The organism is Microbacterium sp. (assembly GCF_011620715.1).
Lineage (GTDB): Bacteria > Actinomycetota > Actinomycetes > Actinomycetales > Microbacteriaceae > Microbacterium.
This window is the reverse complement of record NZ_WOYP01000050.1, coordinates 1-6,957: the sequence shown is the minus strand read 5'-3', so window position 1 is coordinate 6,957 and position 6,957 is coordinate 1. Positions and strand designations below refer to the sequence as shown.

Genomic DNA, 6,957 nt, shown 5'->3' with positions numbered 1-6,957 from the left:
GGCTCCGCCCCAGACCCCCGGCTTGCTGACGCGCGGCCCCTCGAATCAAGGCTAAGCGCGCTGAGAGTCCGTGACACCGTCCACGCGGGCATGTGCAGGAATCGTTCAGCGGCGTCTTTCCGCGGCTTCACACGCCGGTAATGTTCCTGCAGCCGCGTGGAATGAATCTGACGAGCACACGTTGACTAGAATCAAGTGCAATACGTGCTCCGGGGTCGGTGTGAATCCGAACCGGCGGTGACAGTCCGCGAGCCAAGGCATCAGCATCCGATTCGGGTGCCGCCGAGGCTGATCCGGTGGAATTCCGGGACCGACGGTGATGCAGCAGAAGTCGTGCTGCGAGTCCGGATGGGAGGCAGCACGAGCGTGTCGCCGTTCGCCATTCCCGGAGCCTGAGCGAAGGATTCGGATGTCGGTGAACGCTGCGGAACGCCACGCCATGGGGCGCGCGCTCGCGCTGGCCCTTCGCGGCCCGCGCGGTGTCAACCCGCAGGTCGGTGCGGTCATCCTCTCGCCTGCCGGCGACGTGATCGCCGAAGGCTGGCACCGTGGCGCCGGAACCATGCACGCGGAGGTCGATGCGCTCTCGCAGCTCGCCGACGGAGCCGCCCGCGGCGCGACGGCGATCGTCACCCTCGAGCCGTGCAATCACACCGGCCGCACCGGGCCGTGCTCGGAGGCCCTGATCGCCGCCGGGGTGTCGCGGGTGATCTACGCCGTACCGGATCCCAACGCCGAATCCGCCGGCGGGGGGCAGCGACTGCGCGGGGCGGGCGTCGAGGTCGAAGCCGGGCTCCTCGAAGTCGCGGGCCTCGAACTGCTCGACTCCTGGCTTCTGGTGCAGCGCCTCGGGCGCCCGCACATCACGGTGAAGTGGGCGCAGAGCCTCGACGGCCGTGCCGCCGCCGCCGACGGCACGAGCCAGTGGATCACCGGCCCGGAGGCGCGCGCCGACCTCCACTGCCGCCGCGCTCGGGCCGACGCGATCATCGTCGGCACCGGAACCGTCCTCGCGGACGACCCAGCCCTCACCGCGCGGCGGGCCGACGGCACGCTGTACGACCACCAGCCGATCCCGGTCGTGCTCGGCGACCGCCGGGTTCCCGACGATGCCGCGGTGCATCGGCATCCGCAGCCGTTCATCCGCCGCTCCGGCCACGACCTGCCCGCCGTGCTGGCCGAGCTTCGCGAGCGCGGCGTGCAGCGGGTGTTCATCGAAGGCGGACCCACTATCGCCAGCGCGTTCCTGCGCGAGCACCTCGTCGACGAGGTGCTCGCCTACGTGGCACCCACCCTGATCGGCTCCGGTGCCGACGGCACCGACCGGCCGGCCCTGCGGGGCCTCGGCGTCGACACGATCGCCGCGCAGCGACGCCTGGCCGTGGAATCCGTCCAGACCCTCGGCGCCGACCTGCTGATCGTCGCCCGCCCCATCAGAGAAGGAGACCAGTGATGTTCACCGGAATCGTCGAAGAGATCGGCGCGGTCACCGCTGTCGAGCCCTCCGGAGACGGCCTGCGCCTGACTGTGCGGGCACCCGAGGCGGCATCGGATGCCGCGCACGGCGACTCGATCGCCGTCAGCGGCGTCTGCCTCACGGTCGTGGACCGCGGCGATGACTGGTTCACCGCCGACGTGATGAAGCAGACCCTGGACATGTCGACCCTCGAGGGCGTCGCCGCAGGTCGCATGGTCAACCTCGAGCGGGCCACGGCCGCGCACGGCCGGCTCGGCGGGCACATCGTGCAGGGACACATCGACGGCACGGGCGAGCTGCTCGAGGCGCGCCCCGGCGAGCAGTGGCGCGTCCTGCGCATCGCCCTTCCCGCAGCCCTGGCTCCGCTCGTGGTCGACAAGGGCTCGATCGCCGTCGACGGAGTATCGCTCACGGTCAGCGCGGTGAGCGCTGCCGGCTCGCCGCAGCAGTGGTTCGAGGTGTCGCTGATCCCCGAGACGCTGGCAGCGACGACGCTCGGCGCCCGGGTCGCAGGCGATCGCGTCAATCTCGAGACCGACATCCTCGCCCGCCACGTGCAGCGACTCCTCGCCTTCTCCTCAGACCTCACCGAAACGGCTGAAACACCCACAAAAGAAGGAGGCTCCCGATGAGCCTTTCCCCCATCTCCACCGCCCTCGACGCCCTGCGCGCCGGCAAACCCGTCATCGTCGCCGACGATGAGAACCGCGAGAACGAGGGCGATGTCGTCCTGTCCGCCGAACTCGCGACTCCCGAGTGGATCGCGTGGACGGTGCGCTGGTCCAGCGGCTTCATCTGCGCTCCCATGCCGGCCGAATGGGCGGACCGGCTGGATCTGCCGCCGATGGTGGAGGTGAACGAGGATGCCCGGGGCACCGCGTACACCGTGAGCGTGGATGCCGCCACCCGGGTTTCGACCGGCATCAGCGCCGCCGACCGTGCGCACACCCTGAACGTCCTGGCCGACCCGTCCTCGACACCCACGAGTGTGATCCGGCCCGGGCACATCCTGCCGCTGCGTGCAGTCGAGGGTGGCGTGCGCGAGCGCGGCGGTCACACCGAGGCCGCCGTGGAGCTCATGCGGCTGGCGGGCCTGCAACCGGTGGGTGCGATCGCCGAGATCATGGCCGAAGACGGCTCGATGATGCGGCTTCCGGGCCTCGTCGAGCTCGGCGAGCGCGATGACGTGCCGGTCATCACGATCGAACAGCTCATCGCGCACCTCGACGAGTTCGAACCGGTCGAGATCTCCGGACACGACCCGCACCGTCGCCGCGTGAGTCTGCGGGCCGAGGCGAACGTGCTGACCTCCCACGGCGAATTCCGCTTCCTCGCGTACAAGGACCGCATCACCGGCACCGATCACCTCACGGTCGTCTCTGGAGACCTCAGCGACGACGCACCCCTCGTACGCGTGCACTCGGAGTGCCTCACGGGTGAGGCGTTCGGCTCGCTCAAGTGCGAGTGCGGGCCGCAGCTGGAAGCCGCGCTGGACGCGATCGAGCAGGACGGCGGCGTCGTGATCTACATGCGAGGTCACGAGGGGCGCGGCATCGGACTCATCAACAAGCTGCGCGCGTACAGCCTGCAGGAGCGCGGAATGGACACGGTCGATGCGAATCTCGCGCTGGGCCTGCCGGCCGACGCGCGCGACTATGCCGCCGCCGCCGGCATTCTGGCCGATCTCGGCATCGAGAAGGTGCGCCTGCTCACGAACAACACCGACAAGGTCACGCAGCTGCGCGAACTCGGTCTCGAGATCGTCGAGCAGGTGCCGCTGCTGGTCGGCGTCGGACCGAACAACCATCAGTACCTCTCGACCAAGCGCGACCGGATGGGCCACATCATCGCCGAAGAGGACCTCACCGACGCGCTGGCGCAGATGCACGGGACGGCCGGGGCATGAGCGGCAAGGGTGCACCGATCACGGGCGACGCAGACGGGACGGGCCTCGAGGTCGTCATCGTCGCCGGCACCTGGCACGACGTGATCACCGACGGCCTCATCGCCGGCGCTCAGCGCGCACTGGATGCCGCCGGCGCGAGGTGGCAGCTCGTGCGCGTACCCGGCTCCTTCGAGCTCGCCGTCGCCGCTCAGGCGGCGTTCGCCGGCGGAGCCGATGCCGTGGTGGCCCTCGGTGTCATCATCCGCGGCGGCACTCCGCACTTCGAGTACGTCGCGTCGGCCACGACCGTCGGCCTGACTCGGGTGGCGCTGGACGCCGGCAAGCCGGTCGGCTTCGGCGTGCTGACCCTCGACGACGAGCAGCAGGGCCTCGACCGCGCGGGTCTGGCCGGCTCGCAGGAGGACAAGGGCGCCGAAGCGGCGGATGCCGCCGTGCGCACGGCGGCGGTGCTGCGTCAGCTGCGCGGCTGAGAAGGCGCCGCAGAGCCGCCGTCATCGCGCCACGTGAGGCGTGCCTTGCTGGCGAGGCGCGGACACTCGCAATAGCGTGAGGTCATGGAAACCCTGGAAGTCCTCCGCGAACTCGTCGTCCTCGTGCACCTCACCGGCTTCGCCATCCTGTTCGGAGCGTGGGCCGTCGAGGTCTACAACCGCCGCGTGCAGGTCACCCCGCTCATGAACATCGGCCTCGTGATCTCCGCGGTCGCGGGCCTCATCCTCGCCGCCCCGTGGGGCATCTCCGACGAGCTGAACTACGCCAAGATCGGCGTGAAGCTCGTGATCCTGCTGGTCATCGGCGCGCTTCTCGGAATCGGGATGTCGCGCCAGCGCAAGAGCGGCAAGGTCGCTCCCGCCCTGTTCTGGTCGATCGGCATCCTGACCCTGCTCAACGCCGCGATCGCGGTCATCTGGCGCTGACTCGAGCGGTGACGCTCAATCGAGGAACAGGGCGCGCAGCCGCCTGGTCGTGAAGATCAGCCCGACGACGATCATCACGACGTAGTAGAGCACGTGCCAGAGCATGCCCCAGTACAGCGTTCCGGTGGTGAGTCCGCGCACGAGTTCGACGCCGTGCCACAGCGGGAAGATCTTCACCAGCACCTGGATGAGCTCGGGATAGACCGTGATCGGGTACAGCGTCGCCGAGAACAGGAACATCGGCAGCAGCACGAGGTTGATCCAGTCCATCTGCTGGAAGGCCTTCATGTAGCTGGTGATGGCCATGCCCAGGCTCGCGAACCCGAATGCGATGAGCAGCACCGCCGGGATCGCGAGGATCGCGGTCCAGGCGAGATTGAGCCCGACGACCTGCATGATGATCATGAAGCCGGTCGCGTACAGCAGGCCCCGCAGCAGCGCGTAGAGGATCTCGCCGAGCGCGACATCGAGTGGCCCGAGCGAGGTGGACAGCATCCCCTCGTAGAGCTTGCCGTAGTTGAGCTTGAAGAAGACGTTCCAGGTGGAGTCGTAGATCGCCCCGTTCATCGCCGAGACCGCCAGCAGGGCGGGCGCGATGAACGCGGCGTACGACACCTCCAGGCCCGTGGTCGTCTCGACCGTGCCGATCAGGGCACCCAGGCCGATCCCCATCGAGAGAAGGTAGAACACCGGCTCGAAGAATCCCGACAGCACGACGATCCAGCTGGAAGAGCGCGCGGCCAGGAGTCCGCGCTGCACGACCGCGCCGGGGTTGCCGGCCCACAGCGACCGCACGCCGCCCGCGCGGCGCGGCGTGATGGAGGCCGTCGTCGCGCTCATTCCGCGAGCCTCCGCTCGAAGATGCGCTTGCCGAGGACGAAGCCGGCGACCGTGAGGGCGATCAGGTAGCCGAAGTGCACGGCGAGCATCGCGGGCTCGATCGGCCGACCGTATGTCAGCCACCGACCGAGTTCGGTCGCGTGCCAGAGCGGCGAGATCCAGCCGATCCACTGCAGCCAGAGCGGCAGAGTCGCGAGCGGGTAGAACGTGCCCGAGAACAGGAACATCGGCATGAAGACGAAGCGCTGGACGAGCGCGAACTGGCCCTTGTCGTCTTCGATGGATGCCGCATACGCCATCAGCGGGATGCCGAACGAGAGGCCCGCGAGGATCGCGATGAAAACCGACAGCCAGCCCGTGGCGAGGTCGGGAATAGCGCCGAACAGATACAGGAACGCGGTGTAGGCGACCGCGACGACGGTCATGCGGGCCGCCGCGCCGAACACCACGCCGGTCGCGATCTGGCCCGAGGAGAGCGCCGAGGCGTTGAAGCCGTAGAAGTAGCGCCGCCACTTGAACCCGGCCATGACGGGGTAGGTGAATTCCTCGCTCGCGACCGCGATCGTCGAGGTCATCAGCAGCGCCGGAGCCACGAAGACGAGGTACGGCACTTCGACCCCGCCGTCGGCGACCGGCGCGTCGATCAGAGCGGCCAGACCCACCGCGAGTCCGAGGAGGTACAGGATCGGCTGCCCCAGTGCGCCGACGACGATCGTCCATCCGTACGCGCGCATGGCCCGCACCATGTGCTCGGTGACATACCACGCTCCGAACGCGCGCGGCTTGCGCCCCCGCTGCATCGCCTCGGCGCGCAGCTCGTCGAGCGTCGGCTGGGCGATCACCGTCGCGTGCTCGCCCGGAGTCCCGGCCGCGCTCATTCGATCAGCGACCTTCCGGTCAGGCGCAGGAACACATCCTCGAGACTCGAGCGGCGCACGAGCGAGGTGATCGGGTCGAGCCCGCGCTCGGCCACCCGCTCGAGCGCGTGCTCGCCGTTCTCGGTGTAGATCAGGACCCGGTCGGGCAGCACTTCGACGCGGTCGCCGATGCCCTGCAGCTGCGGCTCGATCTGCTGATTGCGGTCGGAGCCGAAGCGCACCTCGAGCACTTCGCGGCTGGAGTGCTCGCGGATCAGCGCCGCCGGGGTGCCCTCGGCCATGATCCTGCCCTTGTCGACCACGACCAGCCGGTCGCACAGCTGCTCGGCCTCGTCCATGTAGTGCGTCGTGAGCAGCAGGGTCGTGCCGCGCTCCTTCAGCCGGAAAAGCCGGTCCCAGAGCACATGCCGGGCCTGCGGGTCCAGGCCCGTGGTGGGTTCGTCGAGCAGCAGGATGCGAGGGTCGTTGATGAGCCCGCGGGCGATCGTGAGGCGGCGCTTCATGCCGCCGGAGAGCTGGTCGACCTTGCTCTTGGCCTTGTCTTCGAGTGCGGCGAAGGCCAGCAGCTCGTCAGCCTTGCGTGCGCATTCCGCGCCCGACAGGCCGAAATAGCGGCCGTAGATGTACAGGTTCTCGCGGGCGTTCAACTCGCCGTCGAGGTTGTCCTGCTGCGGCACGACACCCAGCCGCGAGCGGATCTCGGGACCGTACTGGTCGGGGTCGAGGCCGAGGATCGTGAGGTCGCCGCTGGTGCGGGTGGACACCGCGCCGATCATCTTCATCGTGGTCGACTTGCCCGCACCGTTCGGGCCCAGCAGGCCGAAGGACTCCCCCGGCGCGACCTCGAACGTCAGAGAGTCGACAGCCACGAAGTCGGCCTTGCCCTTGACCTTGTAGGCCTTCACGAGGTTCGACGCGGAGATCACGGGAGCGGGCACC

General features: G+C 69.0%; 8 protein-coding genes. 5 read left to right on the top strand and 3 right to left on the bottom strand.

The annotated features are described in order from the left end of the window. The first annotated feature begins 409 nt into the window (after positions 1 to 409). The 5 genes from ribD to QZV84_RS04865 all read left to right on the top strand — a co-directional run bounded on the left by ribD (position 410) and on the right by QZV84_RS04865 (position 4,300). A complete protein-coding gene (ribD, locus tag QZV84_RS04885) occupies positions 410 to 1,453 on the top strand; it encodes a bifunctional diaminohydroxyphosphoribosylaminopyrimidine deaminase/5-amino-6-(5-phosphoribosylamino)uracil reductase RibD (RefSeq protein WP_292826175.1) in 1,044 nt (347 codons plus the stop codon). Then, complete coding sequence (locus QZV84_RS04880; RefSeq protein WP_292826172.1) at positions 1,453 to 2,109, top strand: riboflavin synthase; 657 nt, start codon at positions 1,453 to 1,455, stop codon at positions 2,107 to 2,109. The genes ribD and QZV84_RS04880 overlap by 1 nt, the downstream gene beginning before the upstream one ends. Continuing rightward, positions 2,106 to 3,383, top strand: a complete 1,278-nt coding sequence (gene ribA, locus QZV84_RS04875; protein ID WP_292826169.1) for a GTP cyclohydrolase II — start codon at positions 2,106 to 2,108, stop codon at positions 3,381 to 3,383. Before QZV84_RS04880 ends, ribA begins: the two co-directional genes overlap by 4 nt. Further along, complete coding sequence (gene ribH / locus QZV84_RS04870; RefSeq protein ID WP_292826165.1) at positions 3,380 to 3,853, top strand: 6,7-dimethyl-8-ribityllumazine synthase; 474 nt, start codon at positions 3,380 to 3,382, stop codon at positions 3,851 to 3,853. Before ribA ends, ribH begins: the two co-directional genes overlap by 4 nt. A gap of 93 nt (positions 3,854 to 3,946) precedes the next feature. Next, positions 3,947 to 4,300: a Fe-S protein gene (locus tag QZV84_RS04865; RefSeq protein WP_292826272.1), complete on the top strand. Its 354-nt coding sequence runs from the start codon at positions 3,947 to 3,949 to the stop codon at positions 4,298 to 4,300. 15 nt (positions 4,301 to 4,315) lie between these two features. Here the strand turns inward: QZV84_RS04865 and QZV84_RS04860 are convergent, their stop codons facing one another. Genes QZV84_RS04860 through QZV84_RS04850 form a run of 3 tightly spaced genes read right to left on the bottom strand, consistent with a single transcriptional unit; the run spans position 4,316 to position 6,956 of the window. Beyond that, positions 4,316 to 5,140 carry an ABC transporter permease gene (locus tag QZV84_RS04860; protein ID WP_292826162.1) on the bottom strand — a complete coding sequence of 275 codons (825 nt, stop codon included), beginning with the start codon at positions 5,138 to 5,140 and terminating at the stop codon, positions 4,316 to 4,318. Next, a complete protein-coding gene (locus QZV84_RS04855; RefSeq protein ID WP_292826159.1) occupies positions 5,137 to 6,018 on the bottom strand; it encodes an ABC transporter permease in 882 nt (293 codons plus the stop codon). Before QZV84_RS04855 ends, QZV84_RS04860 begins: the two co-directional genes overlap by 4 nt. After that, on the bottom strand, positions 6,015 to 6,956 hold the full coding sequence (locus tag QZV84_RS04850; protein WP_292826156.1) for an ATP-binding cassette domain-containing protein: 942 nt from the start codon (positions 6,954 to 6,956) through the stop codon (positions 6,015 to 6,017). Before QZV84_RS04850 ends, QZV84_RS04855 begins: the two co-directional genes overlap by 4 nt. Position 6,957 lies beyond the last annotated feature (1 nt).

Bases quoted from the DNA above. Each gene is read 5' to 3' on its own strand.
- ribD (WP_292826175.1), top strand. From the start codon at position 410: ATGTCGGTGAACGCTGCGGAACGCCACGCCATGGGGCGCGCGCTCGCG.
- QZV84_RS04880 (WP_292826172.1), top strand. From the start codon at position 1,453: ATGTTCACCGGAATCGTCGAAGAGATCGGCGCGGTCACCGCTGTCGAG.
- ribA (WP_292826169.1), top strand. From the start codon at position 2,106: ATGAGCCTTTCCCCCATCTCCACCGCCCTCGACGCCCTGCGCGCCGGC.
- ribH (WP_292826165.1), top strand. From the start codon at position 3,380: ATGAGCGGCAAGGGTGCACCGATCACGGGCGACGCAGACGGGACGGGC.
- QZV84_RS04860 (WP_292826162.1), bottom strand. From the start codon at position 5,140: ATGAGCGCGACGACGGCCTCCATCACGCCGCGCCGCGCGGGCGGCGTG.
- QZV84_RS04855 (WP_292826159.1), bottom strand. From the start codon at position 6,018: ATGAGCGCGGCCGGGACTCCGGGCGAGCACGCGACGGTGATCGCCCAG.